Origin of the sequence: Mesorhizobium sp. M0659 (assembly GCF_040320605.1) — a bacterium.
Taxonomy (GTDB): domain Bacteria; phylum Pseudomonadota; class Alphaproteobacteria; order Rhizobiales; family Rhizobiaceae; genus Mesorhizobium.
In genome coordinates this window covers 205,505-225,880 of the sequence record NZ_JAMYPY010000008.1, presented here as the reverse complement: position 1 = coordinate 225,880, position 20,376 = coordinate 205,505, and the positions used below count along the sequence as shown (strand labels likewise).

The window sequence follows — 20,376 nt, the reverse complement described above, 5'->3', positions numbered from 1 at the left end:
CGCTGTCATCTCCGGTAGTGCCCATTCCCTACTCACTACTCCCTACTCACTCATTTCTTCGCCCTAATCGCCGCCCACACCGTCGACGGCGAGGCCGGCATGGCGATGTCCACAATCCCCAAAGCGTCGGTGATGGCGTTGATGACCGCTGGCGGCGAGCCGATGGCGCCGGCTTCGCCACAACCCTTGATGCCGAGCGGATTGCTCGGACACGGCGTGTTCGAGGTCGACACCTTGAATGACGGCAGGTCGTCCGCGCGCGGCATGGTGTAGTCCATGTAGCTCGCCGTCAAAAGCTGCCCGCTATCGTCATAGTGAGCGCCTTCCAGCAGCGCCTGGCCGATGCCCTGGGCGATGCCGCCATGCACCTGGCCCTCGACGATCATCGGGTTGATGATGTTGCCGAAATCGTCCGCGGCGACGAACTGGACGATCTCGGTCGTGCCGGTTTCCGGATCGATCTCGACCTCGCAGATGTAGCAGCCGGCTGGGAAAGTGAAGTTCGCCGGATCGTAGAAGGCGGTTTCCTTCAGTCCCGGCTCCATGCCTGCCGGCAGATTGTGGGCGGTGTAGGCGGCAAGCGCCACCTGGAACCAGGGCAGGCTCTTGTCGGTGCCGGCAACCTTGACCTCGCCATTCTCGATGACGATGTCGCCCTCGTCGGCCTCGAGCAGATGGGCGGCGATTTTCTTGGCCTTGGCCTCGACCTTGTCGAGCGCCTTGGCAATTGCCGACATGCCGACCGCGCCCGAGCGCGAGCCGTAGGTGCCCATGCCCATCTGCACCTTGTCGGTGTCGCCATGGACGATCGACACCGAGTCGAGCGGCACGCCGAAGCGCTGGGTGACCAGTTGCGCGAAGGTCGTCTCATGGCCCTGGCCGTGGCTGTGCGAGCCGGTCAGCACCTCGATCGTGCCGACGGCATTGACCCGCACCTCGGCCGATTCCCACAGACCGACGCCGGCGCCGAGCGAACCGACCGCCGCCGACGGCGCGATGCCGCAGGCCTCGATATAGCAGCTCATGCCGATGCCGCGCAGCCTGCCTTGGTTGGCGGCGGCAGCCTTGCGTTCCGCAAAGCCGGGATAGTCGGACGCCTGTGTCGCCGCATCGAGTGAAGCTCCATAGTCGCCGGCGTCATAGTTCATGATGACCGGCGTCTGGTGCGGAAACTCGGTGATGAAATTGATGCGCCGCAACTCCGCCGGAGAGACCTCGAGTTCGCGTGCGGCGGTCTCCATTGTGCGTTCGAGCAAATAGGTCGCTTCCGGCCGCCCTGCCCCACGATAGGCATCGACGGGTGCCGTGTTGGTGTAGACGGTGCGCACATTGGCGTGGATTGCGGGAATATTGTACTGGCCCGACAGCAGCGTCGCGTAGAGATAGGTCGGCACGCAAGACGAGAACAGCGACATGTAGGCGCCGAGATTGGCGATGGTGTCTACCTTGAAGCCGGTGATCCGGTTGTTCTTGTCGAACGCCATTTCGACTGTCGAGACATGGTCGCGGCCATGCGCGTCGGTGAGAAAGCTTTCGGTGCGGTCGGCAACCCATTTGACCGGCACGCCGGTCTTCTTCGACGCCCACAGGCAGACGATCTCTTCGGGATAGATGTAGATCTTCGAGCCGAAGCCGCCGCCGACATCGGGCGCAATGACGCGCAGCTTGTTTTCCGGTGCGACATTGTAGAAGGCGCTCATCACCAGCCGCGCGACATGCGGGTTCTGCGACGTCGTCCAGCAGGTAAAATGGTCCTCGGCTTTGTCGTAATGGCCAAGGGCCGCGCGCGGCTCCATGGCGTTGGGAACCAGCCGGTTGTTGACGATCTTCATGCGGGTGACATGGGCCGCCGCCTGGATCGCTGCGTCGGTCGCCTTGGCGTCGCCGATCTCCCAGTCGAAGATCAGATTGTCCTCGGCATCGGCATGGACCTGCGGCGCACCTTTTTGCAGCGCCTTGGTGGCATCGACCACCGCCTTCAATTCCTTGTAGGTGATCTCGACCGCTTCGGCCGCGTCGCGGGCCTGGCCCTTGGTTTCCGCCACCACGATGACGACCGCATCGCCGACATAGCGCACCTTGTCGACCGCCAGCGGCGACCACGCGCCCATCTTCATCGGCGAGCCGTCCTTGGAATGGATCATCCAGCCGCAGATCAGGTTGCCGATGCCGTCGGCCTTGAGCTCCTTGCCGGTCAAGACGCCGATGACGCCGGGCATCGCCTGCGCTCGTCTGACGTCGATCTTCTTGATCTGAGCATGCGCGTGCGGGCTGCGCACGAAAGCGGCATGCTTCATGCCGGGAACCACCATGTCCTCGACATAGCGGCCGGCGCCGGTGATGAAGCGTTTGTCTTCCTTGCGCACGACCCGAGCGCCGATACCTTCAATGCCCATAGGAATTCCTCCGGAATAGCGAATAGTGAGTGGCGAATAGTGATTAGTGAGTAGGGAATTGTGCTCGGAGCGGTTCGGCTAAACCGACTACTCGCTACTCCCTATTCGCTACTCGCTTCTTTCTTACGCTGCCTGTTTCGCCCTGCCCTTCGGCACCTTCGCCATAGTCTGCCATGCGGCGAGGATCGCCTTGACGATGTTGTGGTAGCCGGTGCAGCGGCAGATGTTGCCTTCGAGCTCGGCGCGCACCGTCGCCTCATCGAGGCCTTCGGGATGGCGCGCGATCATGTCGGTCGCGGTCATGATCATGCCCGGCGTGCAGAAGCCGCATTGCAGCCCATGATGTTCCTTGAACGCGGCCTGCATCGGATGCAGGTCGCCGCCATTGGCAAGCCCTTCGATCGTCACCACGGTCGACCCGGAGGCCTGCACGGCCAGCATCGAACAGGACTTCACCGCCTTGCCGTCGACATGCACGACGCAGGCGCCGCATTGAGAGGTGTCACAACCGACATGCGTTCCGGTGAGACCAAGATTTTCGCGCAGGAAATGAACCAGAAGCGTTCGGTCCTCGGCAGCGCCGCTGATCCGTTTTCCGTTCACGACAAACGAAACGTCCGACATGCATCCTCCCTGGGTATGACCTTGGTAGTCATGCTGCCGATGCGGCTTTGGCGCTCGGCCATGCGCTATTGGTACACTGCACAAAGCGCAAAAAACACACGGCGCTCATTGTACTTTCGGTCATGGAGAAAACGAAAATCATGGGCCTGTCCGCCCCATTGCCAAAGAGCGAATAGGGGGCAACAATGCCCTCGACGCCAGCTCGCCGAGAGACATAAAACGGGCGCGCGCAGGAAGCGTCGGAGGATATCGGGAGGAAGCCTCTGGCCAGTTCACGGACGAGCTATGCATCCGGTCTGTCGGCGCTCACCACCGACGAGCCCGACGCCGATGCATTCGCCCTGGCGGTCGCTGTCGAGGCCGCAGCCATCGATGCCGGCTTTGCCCTGCTGTTCTTCTCCCAGAGCTTGTTTGACGCGAGCGTCCTTTCGCAAGGGCTGAAGACCCACGCACCGACGCTGGCCTACGCCGCCTGCTCGACCGCCGGCGAGATCACCCCCCAGGGCCTGGAGGAAGGCCATGTGCTGGCGCTGCTCTTTCCCTCCGCGTCGTTTTCGGCGGTCAGCACCATGGTCGACAATCTCTCCTCGTCGGGAATGGACAGGATCACTGATGAAGTCGAGGGCTTGCGGCGGTTGCTGCGCGGACGCACCGGCAGTTGCCATGCCAAAAGCACCTTCGCGCTCTGCTTCATCGACGGCCTGTCCTTTGCCGAGGAAGCTGTAACCTCGGCCATCCATTGGGGGCTGGACGACATCCCGCTGATCGGCGGTTCGGCGGGCGACGATTTGAAATTCGAAACCACCAGGCTGATTTCGAACGGCAAGGTTGCGTCCGATAGCGCCATCATTGTGCTGATCGCCACCGAGATCCCGTTCCATGTCTTCAAGACCGACAATTTCATCCCCACCGACGAGAAGCTGGTGGTGACGGCATCCGATCCGGACCACCGCACCGTGCGCGAATTCAACGCCACCAATGCGGCTGAGGAGTATGCAGCCTCCGTCGGCATCGTTGCGCAGAACCTGACGCCGATGAGCTTCGCTTCGCACCCGGTGGTGGTGAAAGTGGGTGGCGAATTTTACTGCCGCTCGATCCAGAAGATGCATCCCGACGGCTCGCTGTCATTCTTCTGCGCCATAGACGACGGCGTCGTGCTGTCCATCGCCCAGCCCAAGGACATGGTGGAATCCACGCGCGCCGCACTGCGCGACGTCGAGCAACGGCTCGGCGGCATCGACATGATCCTCGGCTTCGATTGCGTGCTGCGCCGGCTCGATGCGCGCAACCGCCAGGTCTTCCGCGACATTTCGGAGCTCTACCGGGTCAACAATGTCATCGGCTTCGGCACCTATGGCGAACAGTACCGCTCCATGCATCTGAACCAAACCTTCACCGGCATCGCCTTCGGCGAACGCCAGGCGGCGGAATAGCCCATGCCGCTCAGGGATATCGACGACGTCGACAGGCTGAAGAAGATCAACGCCGCTCTGGTCAGCCGCGTCGAGCGCTCGATGGACCAGCAGGGCAACGCCTTCTCGCTGTTCCAGACCGCAATTTCACTGGAAACCCGGGTGCGCATGCGCACCGAGGAACTGCACTCGACCTTGCGCCGGCTGGAACAGTCGAACATCGACCTCAGCGCCGCCAAGGAAAACGCCGAGCTGGCAAACTTGTCCAAGACCAGGTTCCTGGCCGCCGCCAGCCATGACGTGCTGCAGCCGCTGAACGCCGCCCACCTCTCCGTCTCGGCGCTGGCCGAAGTGCAGACCAGCGACGAGGGCAAGAAACTTGTCCGCCAGGTCGAGCGCTCGCTGGAGACCATGGAAGACCTGTTGCGCACGCTGCTCGACATTTCCAAGCTCGATGCCGGCGTGGTCCAGCCCGACATCGGCGATGTCAATCTGGAGACGCTGTTTTCCTCGCTGCGGTCGGATTTCCTGCCGGTGGCCGAGATGAAGGGGCTGGCGCTGAAGTTCCGCCCGGTCAGCGCCGTGGTGCGTTCGGACCGCACGCTCTTGCGCCGCATCCTGCAGAACATCCTGTCCAATGCGCTGCGCTATACCCCTTCGGGCGGCGTGCTTGTCGGCACAAGGCATCGCGGCGATACCATCCGCATCGATGTCGCCGACACCGGCTGCGGCATTCCCGAGGATCAGCGCGAGGCGGTGTTCGAGGAGTTCCATCGCGGCTCCGCCATTCCAGCCGACACCGGGATCTCCGGCGGCGGGCTGGGCCTGGGCCTTGCCATCGTGCGGCGCATGGCCGCCGCGCTCGGTCATCCCGTGACGTTCTCCTCGAGGGTTGGGCGCGGCACCATCTTCCACATCGACGTGCCGGTCGGCATCGGCGCCAGCGCCGATGCGATCGCCAGCCTTGCCGAGATGGAGCGGCCGCGCGGCTACGGCCTGTTCGGCACCAAGGTCCTGCTGGTCGAAAATGACGCCGACGTGTTGCAGGCGATGACCTTCCTGCTCGAGCGCTGGCAGTGCCTGGTGCGCGCCGCGACCTCGACCGAGGCTGCGATCAGCCTGCTTGGCGACACCGACTGGGTGCCCGACATCGTCATTGCCGACCAGCATCTCGACGACGGCGACCTCGGCACCGCAACAATAGCCGAAGTCCGCGACTATCTCGGCCGCGCCGTGCCGGCGCTGATCGTCACCGCCGACGGATCGGAGGCCGTCGCCAAGGCAGCCCGCGCCGCAGGCATAGAGCTGATGCGGAAGCCGCTAAAGCCGGCGCAGCTAAGGGCGCTGCTGGCGCATCTGCTGGCTTGAGCTCCATACCCTCCCCTCGATGGGGAGGGTCGGCGCGCAGCGCCGGGGCGGGGTGCAGCGCCAAGCTCCCCCACCCCCGCTCCGCTTCGCGGATCGACCCTCCCCACAAGGGGGAGGGTAAAGATCAAAACCCGGCCTGATCGCGAAACAGCTCCGCATTGTCCAGCTTCGACACCTCAATCACCGCTTGCGTCCGGCTATACACATTGAGCTTGCGCAGGATCTCCGAGACATGCGCTTTGACCGTGGTCTCGCCGACCTGCAGCTCGTAGGCGATCTGTTTGTTGAGCAGGCCGTGGCGCAGCATCTGCAGCACCCGCAGCTGCTGCGGCGTCAGTTTCGCCAGCCGCTGCACCATGTCGGCGCGGTCTGTGCTGTCGGCGTCCGGCGGCTGTCCCTCATAGTTTTCCGGCACATAGATCGCGCCTTCCATCACGGAGCGGATGGCGGCGGCGAGATCGCTTTTGCGCGCCGATTTCGGGATGAAGCCGGCAGCGCCATAGGACAGTGCCTCTGAAATGATCTTCGGCTCCTCATAGCCCGAGACGACGACCACCGGCAGCCGCGGATGGCGGGTCCTGAGTTGCAGCAGCCCGTCGAAGCCATGGACATCGGGCATGTTGAGATCGAGCAGCGCCAGGTCGAACGGTTTTATCCCACCCAGGAGATCGAGCGCTTCGGCGATCGAGCGCGCCTCCACCGTGTCGACTTCCGGGTACGCCATCTGCACGGCGCTGTGCAGCGCCTCGCGAAACAGCGGATGGTCGTCGATGATCAGAAACCGGGCGCGATCGTTGACTGCGGTCATGGTGTTCGTTTCAGTCCTCCCTGGGCAGGATACTCCCCGGACCATGGGCAGCTTATTGGCAAATAGTCTATCGCCATCTTAACCCCCGGAGGCGAAGCCGACTTTATCCGACAATCAAGGCGCAGCCGATGCTTTTGCGGACGCTGATGCCTTGCCCGGCGGTTCAAATCGGTCAAATGTGCCGGCAGTTGAAGCAGAAAGACCTGGTATGACAGACTTCGTCCTTCCCTTGCCCGCAACCCCATCGGTCGCCATAGCAGGCTCGTCGGCTCGCTTCGCGGTGCGCCGCATCTTCTGCGTCGGCCGCAACTACGCCGCGCACGCCCGCGAACTCGGCAATGACGAACGCGACCCGCCCTTCTTCTTCACCAAGCCGGCCGACGCGGTGGTCGATTCCGGCACCACGATCCCCTACCCGCCGCTGACCAAGAACCTGCACCACGAGATCGAGCTGGTCGCTGCGATCGGCAAGGCCGGCTTCCGCATTCCCCGCGCTGAGGCGCTAGACCATGTCTGGGGCTACGGCGTCGGCATCGATCTCACCCGCCGCGACCTGCAGGACGAGGCCAAGAGGGCGGCGCGGCCGTGGGACTGGTCGAAGGCCTTCGACCGCTCGGCGCCCTGCGGCCCGTTGGTACCAGCCGCCAAATCCGGCCACCCGCAAAAGGGCCGCATCTGGCTCGCCGTCGACGGCACGGTGAAACAGGAGGGCGACCTCGCCGAACTGATCTGGCCGATCGCCGATATCGTTTCTATCTGCAGCAGTGCGGTTGTACTACAACCGGGCGACCTGATCTTCACCGGCACGCCGGCCGGCGTCGGCGCGGTGGTGCCGGGCCAGACGATGACCGGCGGCGTCGACGGCATCGGCACCATCGAGATCACCGTCGGCCAAGATCCCGTCGGCCAAGATCGCATCGGCCAAGATTCCACCGGCCAAGATTCCAGCAGCAAGCCGTGACCCGATGAGCGATCTCGTCCTCCACAACTACTACCGCTCCTCCACCTCCTACCGCGTGCGCATTGCGCTGGAGATGAAGGGCCTGAGCTACGAGTACGTGCCGCATCATCTGCGTCACGGCGACCATCTGGAGCCCGCTTACCGCGCGGTCAATCCGCAGGGGCTGGTACCGGCGCTGATCCTGGGCGACGGCACGCTTTTGACGCAGTCGCTGGCAATCATCGAATTTCTCGACGAGACCAAGCCCGAGCCGCGGCTGCTGCCGAAGGACGCGCTCGGCCGGGCGCGCGTGCGAATGCTGGCGCAGATGATCGCCTGCGACATCCACCCGGTGAACAATCTGCGCGTGCTGACCTCGCTGCGGACTCTGTTCGGCGCCGGCGACCAGGATGTCATCCACTGGTTCCGCCACTGGGTGAACGAAGGGTTCCAGCCGCTTGAAAAGATTCTGGCTTCATCTGATGAGACCGGCGCCTTCTGTCATGGCGACACGCCCGGCCTGGCCGACATCTGCCTGGTCGCCCAAATCGCCAGCAACGCCCGTTTCGGCGTTGACCTGACGCCCTACCCCGAGATCTCGCGCATCCACGCCGCCTGCATGGCGCTGCCGGCCTTTCAGAGGGCAGCGCCAGAGAATCAGATAGATGCCGAATAGGCGCACAATGCCGGAGCAGAGCACAGAGAGTTGCCGATGAAAGCCGTCGTCTTCGAAAAATTCGGTGAGGCGCCGAGAATCCAGACCGTGCCGGATCCGAAACCGGCCGCCGACGGCGTCGTCATCAAGGTCGAGGCGACCGGGCTCTGCCGCAGCGACTGGCATGGCTGGATGGGCCATGACGACGGCATCACGCTGCCGCATGTGCCGGGCCATGAGCTGGCCGGCGTCGTCGTCGCCGTCGGCAAGCAGGTCACCCGCTGGAAGGCCGGCGAACGCGTCACCGTGCCGTTCTGTGTCGGCTGCGGCCGCTGCTTCGAATGCAATTCGGGCAATCATCAGGTCTGCGAACACCAGACGCAGCCCGGCTTCACCGCCTGGGGATCGTTTGCCGAATATGTCGCCATCGAGCATGCCGACACCAATCTGGTGCGCCTGCCCGAGGAGATGGAGTTCGCCACCGCCGCCAGCCTCGGCTGCCGCTTCGTCACCTCCTTTCGCGCCATTGTCGACCAGGGCCGGGTGACGCCGGGCGAATGGGTGGCGGTGCATGGCTGCGGCGGCGTCGGCCTGTCGGCGATCATGATCGCCAGTTCCATGGGCGCCAATGTCATCGCCATCGACCTCACCGACGAGAAACTTGAATTGGCCAAAAAGATCGGCGCGGTAGCGACCATCAACGCCTCGACGACGCCGAACGTGGTCAAGGCGGTCAAGCAGATCACCAATGGCGGCGCGCATATGTCGATGGACGCGCTCGGCCACTCCACGACCTCGTTCAATTCGATCGCGAACCTGCGCCGGCGCGGCCGCCATGTGCAGGTCGGCCTGATGCTGGGCGAACACGCCCGCCCGCAAGTGCCCATGGACAAGGTGATCGCCTTCGAGCTGGAAATCCTCGGCAGCCACGGCATGCAGGCCTACCGCTACCCCGCCATGATGGAAATGATCCGCACCGGCAAGCTCAAGCCCGAACTGCTGGTCGGCAGAAAGATCAGCCTCGACGAGGCGCCTGCGGCGCTGATGGCAATGGGCGGGTTCGAGGGGATTGGCATTGGGGTGGTGACGAAGTTCTAGGGCGGAGTCGCCCTCCACCACCAAACTCCTAGCGCGCAAATTTCTTCGCCCCGAACACGCAAGCCACCACGCCGAGCGTCACGACCACCATCAGCGGGCTGACCTGCTCGTGCAGCAGCGACGCTGCCAGCGCCAGGCCGAAAAAGGGCTGCAGCAACTGCAACTGCCCGACGGCAGCGATGCCGCCTTGGGCCAGGCCGCGATACCAGAACACGAAGCCGATCAGCATGCTGAACAGCGAGACATAGGCGAGACCCATCCAGGCGTGAGAGCCGATGCCGGCGAAGGACGACGGCAGCGTCGCAAAGGTCAGAACCAGCATGATCGGCAGCGAGATCGCCAGCGCCCAGCAGATCACCTGCCAGCCGCCCAGCCTGCGCGACAATGCCGCCCCCTCGGCATAGCCCAGGCCGCAGACGATGATGGCGGCCAGCATCAGGCCGTCGCCGACAGGTGAGGCCGTCACGCCTTGCATCAGGGCAAAACCGGCGACCAGCGCGCTGCCGATGCAGGAAAACAGCCAGAAGGCCGGGCGCGGACGCTCGCCACCGCGCAGCACGCCGAAGATCGCGGTGGCCAGCGGCAGCAGGCCGACGAAGATGATGGAATGGGCGGAGGTGACGTGCTTCAGCGCCAGCGCGGTGAGCAAGGGAAAGCCGACAACCACGCCAAGGGCGACGATCACCAGCGACAGAAAATCGCCGCGCTCCGGGCGTTTCTGCCGAAACAGCATCAGCATGGCGAGACCGAGAAGTCCGGCAATCGCGGCGCGGGCCGAGGTCAGGAATATCGGATCGAAATCGGCCACGGCCACGCGCGTTGCCGGCAGCGAGCCTGAGAAGATCAGCACGCCGATGAATCCGTTCATCCAGCCGCTCGCGGTTTTGTCCATTCCAGGCTCCATTGCTTTCGCCCTCTATCGGGCAAGTGCCTATGGTGCAGCCAGAGACAATGCAGTACAATTCCGCAAAACTGTAATGGCTATCAGAGCAATACAGATGACCGAACTCATTTTGGAAACCGGCAATGCGCACCCTCCTGTCGCGACCACGCTTGTGGAAACTGTCATGGCGACCATCCGCCAGCGGATATCGGCGCGCAGCCTGACGCCAGGCGCGCGGCTACCTTCGATCCGCGCCTTTGCCAAGGCCATGCAGGTGTCCAAGTCGACCGTGGTCGAAGCCTATGAGCGGCTCGCTGCCGAAGGCGCGATACGCTCACGGCCGGGTTCGGGTTTTTATGCCGCCGGATCGCTGGCGCCACTGTCGCTGGCCGAGATAGGCCCGCGGCTCGACCGCGCTGTCGATCCGCTTTGGGTTTCGCGCCAGTCACTGGAAGCCGGCGACGAGATGCTGAAACCCGGCTGCGGCTGGATGCCGGCCTCATGGATGCCGCAGGGGGCCTTGCGCCGGGCGCTGCGCACCGTGGCGCGCGCCGACGATGTCGACCTAGCCGATTACGGCACGCCGCTCGGCCTGCCGCCGCTCAGGCAATTGCTCGCGCGGCGCATGGCTGGCCACGGCATCGAGGTCTCGCCCGAACAGATCATGCTGACCGAATCGGGCACGCAGGCCATCGATCTTCTGTGCCGCTTCCTGATCGAACCGGGCGATACCGTGCTGGTCGACGACCCCTGCTATTTCAATTTTCACGCGCTGCTGCGCGCCCACCGCGCCAAGGTCGTCAGCGTGCCCTACACGCCATCGGGGCCTGATATCGAGCTGTTCGCGCAGGCGCTCGCCGAGCACAGGCCGCGCCTCTACATCACCAATTCCGCCATCCACAACCCGACCGGCGCGATCCTGTCGCCGGTCACCGCGCACCGGCTGCTGAAGCTCGCCGACCAGTCGGACCTGACCATCGTCGAGGACGACATCTTCGCCGATTTCGAGCACAGTCCCGCGCCCCGGCTGGCGGCGTTCGACGGCCTCAACCGCGTCGTCCATATCGGTAGCTTCTCCAAGACGCTATCGGCATCGGTTCGCTGCGGCTTCATCGCGGCACCGCGCGACTGGATCGAGCAACTCACCGACCTCAAGATTGCCACCACCTTCGGCGGCGGCCGGCTGGCGGCCGAACTGGTGCTGACGCTGCTTAGGGACGGCAGCTACCGCAAGCACATGGAATTGCTGCGCGCGCGGCTTTCCCGCGCCATGGGTGAGACGGGCGCGCGCCTGAAGGCGATCGGCATCACGCCCTGGATCGACCAACCGGCCGGCTTGTTCCTGTGGTGCAGCCTGCCGGATGGCGTGGATGCGGCTGAAATTGCTCGCCGTGCATTGGCCGACAACATCGTGCTGGCGCCCGGCAATGCATTCAGCCTGTCGGGAACCGCCAGCCGGTTCCTGCGCTTCAACGTTGCCCAATGCCAAGACGAGCGGATTTTCAGGGTGCTCAAGGCGGCAATGGCGCGCTGAGCGCTCAGCGGGAGGCCGCGCAGACCTTCCGAACGCAATCTCGCAGCCAGCGTTGCGCCGGATCGGCATCGAGCCGTGGATGCCAGAGCATCGAGATGGTGACCTCCACCGTGGCGACCGGCAGCAGAAAGCTGACCATGCCGGCGCGTGCGCCTTGCGTGTGCCGTTCGGGCACGCTGGCAATAAGGTCCGAAGCGCGCGCCATGGCGAGTGCAGCCGAAAAGCCGGAGACCATGCACGCCACGGTTCGCTGCAGGCCGAGCAGCGCCAAAGTCTGATCGATCGGCCCTCTTTCCCGACCCCGCCGTGAAACGCTGATGTGGCGGCCGGCCGCGTAGCGTTCAGGCGTCACCGCGCCTTCGCTCAAGGGATGGCCGGCTCCTACGGCGCCGACGAACCGGTCACGGAACAGCGCCTGTATCAGCACTTCAGGTCCGGTCTCGCCGGCAACGCCGATTTCCAGATCGATCGCTGCGTCGCGCAACGAGGCGACATCCTTGTCGGCTTTCGGCGCAAATCGCAGCCGCACGCCCGGCGCCTCGGCCTGGATGCGAGCGACAAGACGCGGCCCGAACTCCTCGACGAACCCTTCATTGGTGCGCAGCGTGAAGATCTGGTTCAGCTTCGCGAGATCGAGAGGCCTGGCAGGGCGCAGCAACGTTTCTGCTTCCTGGACGACACGGCCGGTCTGCTGCCGCAATGCCTCCGCGCGCGGCGTCGGCACAAGGCCTCGACCGGCCCGAACCAGCAGCGGGTCGCCGGTCGCTTCGCGCAGTCGCGCCAGGGTGCGACTCATCGCCGAAGGGCTGAGCCGCAGCCGGGTTGCCGCGCGAGCCACGCTACCTTCGGTCAGCAGGACGTCGAGAGCGAACAGCAGATTGAGGTCGGGCGATGTCATTGGCGGATTGTAGCACATGCCATGGCGTTTGGTGCACGAATAAGATGCAAATGCTGCGCCTTCCGCCATTCCACCCTGACGACTAGATCTCCGACAGGTCCGGTTGCGGGACTGACAAGGAGGAAATCGCCATGGCAACTGCCGAGCAGAACGAGTGCGCATCGGCGCCGCAGAACACCCGGTCCGCAGGCCTGGCCCACTCTCCTGTCTTGGCATTGGCCAGCCTGTCGCTCGCCACGCTGCTGTCGTCGCTTGGAACCAGCATTGCCAGCGTCGGACTGCCTTCCCTCATGCAGGCGTTCGGTGCGCCGTTCCAGTCCGTGCAATGGGTGGTTCTCGCCTATCTGCTCGCCATCACGGCCCTGATCGTCAGCGCCGGCCGGCTGGCCGATATGGTCGGCCGCCGGCCGTTGCTGCTCGGCGGCATCGCGCTGTTCACACTGGCCTCGGTGCTCTGCGGCCTGGCGCCGACGCTCTGGCTGCTGATTGCGGCGCGCGCCGTGCAAGGGCTGGGTGCCGCGCTGATGATGGCGTTGACGCTGGCCTTTGTCGCGGAGACCGTGACCAAGGAGAGAACCGGCAGCGCCATGGGCCTGCTCGGCGCCATGTCGGCGATCGGCACGACGCTCGGACCCTCCCTCGGCGGCTTGCTGATCGCCGGCTTTGGCTGGCGGGCGCTCTTCCTCGTCAATGTGCCGCTCGGCCTCCTGACCTTTGCCCTCGCCTGGCTGGCCCTGCCTGCCCGCGGCAAGGCTGCGGGCGTTCAAGGCGGGTTCGACGCGATCGGGACGGTCTTGCTAGGCCTGACGCTCGCCGCCTATGCACTGGCCATGACGCTCGGCCACGGCCATTTCGGCGCCCTCAACACCGGCCTGCTGGTTGCCGCCGGCATCGGCGTCGTTCTGTTCGGCGTCGCGCAGAAGAGGGCGAAGAATCCCTTGATCCGGCTTGCCCGGTTGTACGACATCCGGCTCAGCGCCAGCCTCGCCACGAACCTCGTTGTCGCCACAGTGATGATGGCGACCCTGGTGGTCGCTCCGTTCTATTTGTCGCGAGGGCTGGGGCTCAATGCTGCGATGGTCGGCGTGGTCCTGTCGACAGGTCCGCTGGTCTCCGCGCTCTCGGCACTTATCGCCGGCCGCCTCACCGATCGCTTCGGTACCAACAGGATGATGATCGCCGGACTATTCGGCCTGGTCAACGGCACCTTGCTTTTGTCGCTCGCCGCAACAAAACTCGGCATTGCCAGCTATATCGTGCCGATCGCCGTCACCTGCTTCGGGTACGCCCTGTTCCAGACATCCAACAATGCCGCCGTCATGAGCGGTGTCGCTGCCGGCGAGCGCGGCGTGGTGTCCGGCCTGCTCAATCTGTCGCGCAATCTCGGCCTGATCACCGGCGCATCGCTTATGGGCGCCATTTTTGCGGCTGCCTCGACGGGAGAACGGCAAAGCCAGGACATGCTGACCTCAGCGGCAGCCGCGCACGGCATGCAGGTTACCTTTCAGACGGCAACGGTCCTGGCGGTGGCTGCGCTGTTGCTGGCACTGCTCTCGACCCGCGCCGGCGGCAGGCTGTCGGTGCGGCAACAGCCATCATGACCGAAGATAGGGAGCTTACGCTCCCGCCCGCTTGCGCCGCTCATAAAGCATGACCAGCGTTTCGGCGGTCAGCGCCGGCCTCTGTTCGCCCTCGATCTCGACCGTATTGGCGGCCTTCATCAGATACTGGCCCGGCCCCTTGTCCTCCACCGACAACAGCGTCGTGCGCAGCCGGATGCGTGCGCCGACCCTGACGGGCGCCAGGAACCGCACCTTGTCGAAGCCGTAATTGAAGGCGGCTTGCGTGTTTTCGGGGACGATGCCCATGCCCAGCGCCAGCGCGCCGATGATCGACAGCGTCAGATAGCCATGCGCGATCGTGGTGCGAAATGGGCTCTGCCGCTTCGCCCGCTCCGGATCGACGTGGATCCACTGATGGTCGCCTGTGCATTCGGCAAACTGGTTGATGCGGTTCTGGTCGACGGTCGTCCATTCCGACACGCCGAGCTCCTGCCCGGCCATCGCCCTTAACTGCTCGAAGGTCGGCGGCGTTTTCGGCCGTAGTTCCGTCATTCCTGCTTTCCCGGTGGCTCCCAGTGCCTCGGACCACGAACGGACGGCTCCTGTCAATTCGCCCGTTGCGATTCCGTTCCGCCATTTTCCGCCAAACAGCGTCCCTCGTCCATGCTCATGCGCCGCAACTGGCCCACTCCTCTCATGGTTGCGTTGAGAGTCACTTCTTGTCATAGCCCGAGCGGATTTCCTCCATCGCTTCCTTGATGCGGCTGCGCAGGATTTCGATCGATTCGGTGCCGGATTTCTTGACCAGCTCGGCCACTTCGCCGGCATTTTTCAGGGCGGCTTCGAAGGATTTCCTGGCGAACTCCGCCTGCTTTGTCATCAGTTCCTGGGGATTGCCCGGCGCCTTGTAGCTCTGCGCCATGTCGCTGACTTCACGCAGCGTGTCCTGCAGCATCTCGCGCTGTCTGGACAACAATGAGGTCGCGCCGGCAGCTCCCGCCCGCGCCGATCTTTCCAGGGCCTCGAGGTTCTTGCGATGATGCGCGAGGATCGCCTCGACATTCGGCACCTTCAGGTCACGGCCGAACCGGCTGAACATGTCAAGGAACGAATCGGAGTCGGGTTGTTTGGCCATTGCTCGTGCTCCCCAGTGTCGCAAATGCTGAACCCTGTTCTGGACAATAGCACTCGCGCGCCGTGTGTCCATTCGGACGCCCAAGCAATTCAGCGGCAAATGCAGCATCAGCCAGCGAGAAACAGCCTCTCCGCCGTGTAGAGCACGAGACCGGCCAGGCCGCCAATAATCATGCCATTGAAGCGGATATATTGCAGGTCCCTGCCGATGTTCATCTCGATCAGCCTCGTCAGCTGGGCAAGGTCCCAGCGCTTGACCTGGTCGGCGATGAACGTCGACACACCGCTCTTCTGGCTCTCGACGAATGACGACAGCGCCACGACAAAGCCCTGGTTCATGTCGGCCCTGATCTGCGGATCGCCTGAGAGATGGCGGCCGACCTCGACGAACATGTTGGCGAGATGCGCGCGAACAATCGAATTCTCCGCCTTGGCGTCCTGTTCGATGAACAGGCTGAGGCTCTGCCACATGTCGCCGGCGAGCGACTTCACTTCCGGCCGCGCCAGGAAATCGCGTTTCAGCTTCTCGGCCCGTTTGGCGTATTGCTTCGAGGTTCTGAGCCGCTCGATGAAGCTGTGCGCGAAACGGTCGAATTCGGCGCGCATCGGATGGTCGGGGTCGGCGCGCACCTCGCCAAGCAGCGAACCGGCGGAAGCGACTATCTTCTTCAGCAGATAGGCGTCGGCTCTGAACAGGTTGAACAGCGACGGCAATTCCTCGCGGATTTTCTCGCGCATGGTCGCCAGCGCCTCTTCATCGTTCAGGAACCGGCCGATCACCCTGGTGAATTCGTCGAAGAGTTTCTGGTGGCGGCGGTCGTCGGTCAGTGCCGACAGCAATTCGGCCGCGAGCGGCGCCAGCGGCACCTTGTCGATCTGCTCCAGCATGCGGCTGGTGACGAAGCCGCGCAGGCCGGATTGCTCGATCGCCGCAAGCGTCTGCGGGACCAGCCGTACGACGAAGCGCGACAGGCCGGCAGAGCGTTCGGCGTCAGTCAGCCAGTCGGCGACCAGTGCTGCAAAATCGACCTCGGCCAGCTTTTCCCGCACCGGCTCCGGCGCCAGAAAATTGACCTCGATGAAGCGGCCCAGATTATCGGCGATGCGGTTCTGGTTCGCTGGGATGATGGCGGTGTGCGGGATCGGCAGGCCCAGCGGCCGCTTGAACAGCGCCACCACCGCGTACCAGTCGGCCAGGCCGCCAATGGTCGCCGCCTCGGCGAAGGCCGCCACGAAGCCCAGCCACGGATACTTAGCCTCGAACGATTTGGCCACGGCAAAAACCACGACGCAAAGCACCAGCGCAGCCGTGGCGAGGAACTTTGTCCGCCGCAACGCGAAAAGCTTGGCGCCCGTCTCGGCATCAAAACCGCCAGGCGCCAGGGACGAAGCCGATTGGGACATGATACGCCGCTCCTCATCGATCTCTTGGCTATCTGGCATGGGCTATTTAGGGGGTGTTTGGGCCCGTAGCATGATCGGATGGGCCGATTTCGTCCGGGAATTGCCGGTTTCGCACGCAAAGTTGACAAGAATGTTCATCTATCATGCAATCCCAGTCTGGAATTGTTCCAAGGTATAGGCCATATTCCGATCAGGCCAGTGTGGGCGAATCCGAAACTCCGGGTGAGAAAGCCGCACCAGCACAATCTAAAATCTGGTGCAGTTCCAGCGCGCCAGCACTCGGGTGAGGAATGAAATGCGGCTGACGCGCCAGACCAACTACGCCATGCGCATCCTGATGTATTGCGCCGCCAACAACGATCGCCTGAGCCGCATCCCCGAGATTGCGGCCGCCTATTCGGTGTCGGAGCTTTTCCTGTTCAAGATCCTGCAGCCGCTGGTCGAGCATGGCCTGGTCGAGACAGTGCGCGGCAGGAATGGCGGCGTGAGGATCGGCCGCCCCGCCGAGCAGATCAGCCTGTTCGACGTCGTACGGGTGACCGAAGAGAGCTTTGCCATGGCCGAATGCTTCGAGAACGATGCCGCCGAATGCCCGCTGGTCGACAGCTGCCAGCTGAATTCGGCGCTGCGCGAGGCGCTCAACGCCTTCTTTGCCGTACTCTCCCGCTACACCATCGCCGATATGGTGGCGGCGCGCCCGAATGTGCGTCATTTGCTCGGCATCGACATGCTGGTGCAGCGAGCTCCGGCCGCCTGAGTTTTCTAGTGCATGTCGCTCAAAAGTGGCCCCGGTTTTGAGACAACGACATGCATAAAGACAAAGACCTAAAGCGCGTCGCCTGAGTCCGTTCAAACGCGACGCGCTTTAGGCGGCTGACTGCGGCAAGACAAACGGCATGTTCGCCGCCGGCAACACACCGACCCTTAGCCGACAATCGAACACCTTTTCGATCAGATCGTCGCTCAGCACCTCCTGCGGTGAACCGTCGGCGGCGAGCCGGCCGCGATGCATCACGAAAATCCGGTCGGCATACATGGCCGTCAGATTGAGGTCGTGCAGGATGGCGATCACACCGCCGCCGCGCCGGGCGAAATCGCGGGCGATGTTCATGATGATCAGCTGGTGCTTGATATCGAGGCTGGAGACCGGCTCGTCGAGATAGAGATAGCGCGGCTTGCCGTCCAGCACCGGCGCCCAGACCTGGCACAGCACGCGCGCCAGTTGCACGCGCTGTTGCTCGCCGCCCGAGAGCTCCTGATAGAAACGGCCGGCAAAGCCGTCGAGGTCGACCCGCACCAGCGCCCGCTCGGGCAGACGATCATCTTCGCCCGGCAGAACGCCGGAACGGCCGCCGATAAGGCCGAGCCTGACCACTTCGTGCACGGTGAAGGGAAAGGACAGGGTCGTCGCCTGCGGCAGCACGGCACGCACGGTCGCGGCCTCCACCGGCCTCATCGCGGAGAGGTCGCGCCCGTTGACGGCCACTGTCCCCGTAAACGCCAGATCGCCCGACAACGCCTTCAAAAACGTCGTCTTGCCCGAGCCGTTCGGTCCGACGATTGCCGCAATTTCGCCCGGCCGCGCGACGAAATCGACATTGGCAACAATGCGCTTGCCGCCGATCGCCACCGAGACATCGCGTGCTTCGATCATGCCGGCCTCATAGGTTTCAAATCTCACAAGTCGATTACCCCGCGCTTGCGCAGCAGGATCCAGAGGAAGAACGGCGCGCCGGCGATCGCCGTGACGATGCCGATTGGCAATTCGGCCGGCGCCACGATGACGCGGGCAACTGCGTCGGCAAGAAGCAGCATCGAGGCGCCGAGCAGCGCCGATGCCGGCAAGAGATAGCGATTGTCCGGACCGATCAGCAGCCGCAAGAGATGCGGCACGACGATGCCGACAAAACCGATGCCTCCGCTGACTGCGACAGAGGCGCCGACCGCTGCCGAGACGCCGACGATCGCGGTGTATTTCAGCCGCTGTACCGGGATGCCGAGATGTCCGGCCGTCGCCTCGCCGAGCGCCAGGGCGTTGAGGCCTTTGGCCAGGAACGGCATTGCCGCAAGCGCCAGGATGATGATCGGACCGACGGAAGCGATCTTCGGCCAGGTCGCGCCGCCCAGCGAGCCCAGTTGCCAGAAGGTCAGATCGCGCAACTGCCGGTCGTCGGCCATGAAAATCAGGATACCGGTCAGCGCCATGGCAAGGGCTGCGAGCGCAATGCCGGCAAGCAGCATGGTGGCGACCGATGTGCGCCCCTGCCGCGTGGCGACGCGGTAGAGCACCAGCGTGACCGCAAGGCCGCCGCAGAAAGCGGCGAGCGGCAAGGCCAGCCCGCCGAGCGCCAGAGTGAGCGGCGCCAGCCACGTCGTGCCGAGCACGATGACGGCGACCGCGCCGAGGCTCGACCCGGCGGAAACGCCGATCAGGCCGGGATCGGCGAGCGGGTTGCGAAACAGGCCTTGCATGACCGCACCCGATACGGCCAGTGCCGCCCCGATGAGCACACCGAGCAGTACGCGCGGCATGCGGATATCGTAGACGATCAACCGGTCGCGGGCACCAAGCGCGGCGTCGTCCGGCATGGCGCCGGTCAGCCAGTCACGAATGACACCAACGGCCGATGCATCGGAAGCGCCCGACCTCAGCGACAGGAACATCGAAAGGGCAAGCGCCACACACAGGAGCACAATAACCATGCGAGCGCGCCCGGAACGATCGCCCTCGGCCACCTTGCCCGCCGCGCCGGCGATCGACTGATCCACCATCGGCTCAGTCCGTGACCTGGCTGCCATAGAGCGAGGCGGCCAGATCGTGGATGGCATCGGCCGTGCGCGGCCCGAAGCCGAGGAGATAGCTGCCATCCATCAGGGTCAGTTTGCGGCCTTCACCGGCCGGCGTCGAGGTGATCGACGGGATGGCAAACAGCTCGGCCTCCGCAATCGGCGGTCCGGCATTTTTCATCGCCAGGATCACGTCCGGCCTGGCGGTTACGATGGCCTCGTCGGACATCTGCTTGTAGCCGGAAAAACCTTCGACGGCGTTGACCGCACCGGCGAGCTTGATGATGCCGTCGCCGGCGGTGTCGGTGCCGGCGGCCAGGATCTTGCCGCCCTGGATCGACAGCACGAACAGGATGCGCTTGCGCTGCTTGATCGACGCCGTCTGCTTCTCGGCCGCCTTCAGCTTGGCATCGGTCTCAGCCACCAGCGTCTCGGCCTTGGCGTCGACGCCGAGCGCCTTGCCGACGATGCGGATCTTTTCCAGGATGCCGTCATGGCTGTAATGCTCGGGCACGTCGATGAACGGAACGCTCGACTTTTTCAGCACATCGACCGCTTCCTTCGGCCCACTGCCATGCAGCGCCAGAATGCCCGAAGGATTGACCGACAACACGCCTTCCGGCGACAGCTGGCGCATATAGCCGACGTCGGGCAGCGCGACCGCGGCGGCGGGGTAGCGGCTGGTCGAATCGCGGGCGACGAGATGACCTTCCTCGCCAAGCGCGTAGACGATCTCGGTGATCGAACCGCCGATCGCCACGATCCGCGACGTGTCGGCAAACACGGCCACGTTCTCGCTGGCCGGCACTGGGGCGGCAATAAACAGCGACAGGCCCATGGCCGCGGCAAGCATCCTGAACAGTGAAATCATCG

At 64.2% G+C, this 20,376-nt stretch carries 19 protein-coding genes; 8 read left to right on the top strand and 11 right to left on the bottom strand.

Features of this window, described 5'->3' with window-relative positions; translation table 11 throughout:
• Window positions 1–50: 50 nt before the first annotated feature.
• Both NKI31_RS15770 and NKI31_RS15765 read right to left on the bottom strand, forming a co-directional pair.
• Entirely contained in the window at window positions 51–2,396 is a 2,346-nt protein-coding gene (locus NKI31_RS15770) for a xanthine dehydrogenase family protein molybdopterin-binding subunit (RefSeq protein WP_352652029.1), read from the bottom strand.
• A 123-nt stretch (window positions 2,397–2,519) separates the two neighbouring features.
• Window positions 2,520–3,020, bottom strand: coding sequence for a (2Fe-2S)-binding protein (locus NKI31_RS15765; protein WP_023818091.1), 501 nt, complete (start codon window positions 3,018–3,020; stop codon window positions 2,520–2,522).
• A 248-nt stretch (window positions 3,021–3,268) separates the two neighbouring features.
• On the opposite strand from NKI31_RS15765, the gene NKI31_RS15760 reads away from it, so the two are divergent.
• Complete coding sequence (locus tag NKI31_RS15760; RefSeq protein ID WP_353622726.1) at window positions 3,269–4,453, top strand: FIST N-terminal domain-containing protein; 1,185 nt, start codon at window positions 3,269–3,271, stop codon at window positions 4,451–4,453.
• Window positions 4,454–4,456: 3 nt separating this feature from the next.
• Window positions 4,457–5,800, top strand: a complete 1,344-nt coding sequence (locus tag NKI31_RS15755; protein WP_352652028.1) for a hybrid sensor histidine kinase/response regulator — start codon at window positions 4,457–4,459, stop codon at window positions 5,798–5,800.
• Between the two features lie 124 nt (window positions 5,801–5,924).
• On the opposite strand, the gene NKI31_RS15750 is transcribed toward NKI31_RS15755, so the two are convergent.
• Window positions 5,925–6,608, bottom strand: a complete 684-nt coding sequence (locus tag NKI31_RS15750; protein ID WP_023818089.1) for a response regulator — start codon at window positions 6,606–6,608, stop codon at window positions 5,925–5,927.
• Window positions 6,609–6,816: 208 nt separating this feature from the next.
• Between NKI31_RS15750 and NKI31_RS15745 the strand changes: the two genes are divergently transcribed.
• From NKI31_RS15745 to NKI31_RS15735, 3 genes are read left to right on the top strand one after another with little or no spacing between them, the layout of a single operon-like run.
• Window positions 6,817–7,569: a fumarylacetoacetate hydrolase family protein gene (locus NKI31_RS15745; protein ID WP_023818088.1), complete on the top strand. Its 753-nt coding sequence runs from the start codon at window positions 6,817–6,819 to the stop codon at window positions 7,567–7,569.
• 4 nt (window positions 7,570–7,573) lie between these two features.
• On the top strand, window positions 7,574–8,224 hold the full coding sequence (gene maiA / locus NKI31_RS15740; RefSeq protein ID WP_023818087.1) for a maleylacetoacetate isomerase: 651 nt from the start codon (window positions 7,574–7,576) through the stop codon (window positions 8,222–8,224).
• Window positions 8,225–8,260: 36 nt separating this feature from the next.
• A complete protein-coding gene (locus tag NKI31_RS15735) occupies window positions 8,261–9,301 on the top strand; it encodes a zinc-dependent alcohol dehydrogenase family protein (RefSeq protein ID WP_023818086.1) in 1,041 nt (346 codons plus the stop codon).
• A 28-nt stretch (window positions 9,302–9,329) separates the two neighbouring features.
• Here NKI31_RS15735 and NKI31_RS15730 read toward each other — a convergent pair whose 3' ends face one another.
• Window positions 9,330–10,193 (bottom strand): DMT family transporter, encoded by an 864-nt coding sequence (locus tag NKI31_RS15730; protein ID WP_023706042.1) that lies wholly within the window; start codon window positions 10,191–10,193, stop codon window positions 9,330–9,332.
• A 106-nt stretch (window positions 10,194–10,299) separates the two neighbouring features.
• On the opposite strand from NKI31_RS15730, the gene NKI31_RS15725 reads away from it, so the two are divergent.
• Window positions 10,300–11,718: an aminotransferase-like domain-containing protein gene (locus tag NKI31_RS15725; protein WP_023739060.1), complete on the top strand. Its 1,419-nt coding sequence runs from the start codon at window positions 10,300–10,302 to the stop codon at window positions 11,716–11,718.
• A 4-nt stretch (window positions 11,719–11,722) separates the two neighbouring features.
• On the opposite strand, the gene NKI31_RS15720 is transcribed toward NKI31_RS15725, so the two are convergent.
• Entirely contained in the window at window positions 11,723–12,616 is an 894-nt protein-coding gene (locus NKI31_RS15720; protein ID WP_023691058.1) for a LysR family transcriptional regulator, read from the bottom strand.
• Window positions 12,617–12,747: 131 nt separating this feature from the next.
• On the opposite strand from NKI31_RS15720, the gene NKI31_RS15715 reads away from it, so the two are divergent.
• Window positions 12,748–14,217 carry an MFS transporter gene (locus tag NKI31_RS15715; protein WP_023706044.1) on the top strand — a complete coding sequence of 490 codons (1,470 nt, stop codon included), beginning with the start codon at window positions 12,748–12,750 and terminating at the stop codon, window positions 14,215–14,217.
• Between the two features lie 15 nt (window positions 14,218–14,232).
• Here the strand turns inward: NKI31_RS15715 and NKI31_RS15710 are convergent, their stop codons facing one another.
• The 3 genes from NKI31_RS15710 to NKI31_RS15700 form a co-directional block, all read right to left on the bottom strand.
• Window positions 14,233–14,730 carry a MaoC family dehydratase gene (locus tag NKI31_RS15710; protein WP_023681725.1) on the bottom strand — a complete coding sequence of 166 codons (498 nt, stop codon included), beginning with the start codon at window positions 14,728–14,730 and terminating at the stop codon, window positions 14,233–14,235.
• 160 nt (window positions 14,731–14,890) lie between these two features.
• Window positions 14,891–15,313: a phasin family protein gene (locus NKI31_RS15705; RefSeq protein ID WP_023672638.1), complete on the bottom strand. Its 423-nt coding sequence runs from the start codon at window positions 15,311–15,313 to the stop codon at window positions 14,891–14,893.
• Window positions 15,314–15,420: 107 nt separating this feature from the next.
• A complete protein-coding gene (locus tag NKI31_RS15700; RefSeq protein WP_352652027.1) occupies window positions 15,421–16,716 on the bottom strand; it encodes a DUF445 domain-containing protein in 1,296 nt (431 codons plus the stop codon).
• Window positions 16,717–17,011: 295 nt separating this feature from the next.
• Here NKI31_RS15700 and rirA point away from each other — a divergent pair, with 295 nt between their 5' ends.
• Window positions 17,012–17,473, top strand: coding sequence for an iron-responsive transcriptional regulator RirA (gene rirA / locus NKI31_RS15695; RefSeq protein WP_023672640.1), 462 nt, complete (start codon window positions 17,012–17,014; stop codon window positions 17,471–17,473).
• A 108-nt stretch (window positions 17,474–17,581) separates the two neighbouring features.
• On the opposite strand, the gene NKI31_RS15690 is transcribed toward rirA, so the two are convergent.
• The 3 genes from NKI31_RS15690 to NKI31_RS15680 are packed head-to-tail and all read right to left on the bottom strand — an operon-like array spanning window position 17,582 to window position 20,374.
• Window positions 17,582–18,370: a heme ABC transporter ATP-binding protein gene (locus NKI31_RS15690; protein WP_352652026.1), complete on the bottom strand. Its 789-nt coding sequence runs from the start codon at window positions 18,368–18,370 to the stop codon at window positions 17,582–17,584.
• A 23-nt stretch (window positions 18,371–18,393) separates the two neighbouring features.
• The gene (locus NKI31_RS15685) at window positions 18,394–19,488 is read right to left on the bottom strand and encodes a FecCD family ABC transporter permease (protein WP_352652025.1); all 1,095 of its coding nucleotides are present in this window, start codon (window positions 19,486–19,488) and stop codon (window positions 18,394–18,396) included.
• Between the two features lie 4 nt (window positions 19,489–19,492).
• On the bottom strand, window positions 19,493–20,374 hold the full coding sequence (locus NKI31_RS15680; RefSeq protein WP_352652023.1) for a heme/hemin ABC transporter substrate-binding protein: 882 nt from the start codon (window positions 20,372–20,374) through the stop codon (window positions 19,493–19,495).
• Window positions 20,375–20,376: the final 2 nt, after the last annotated feature.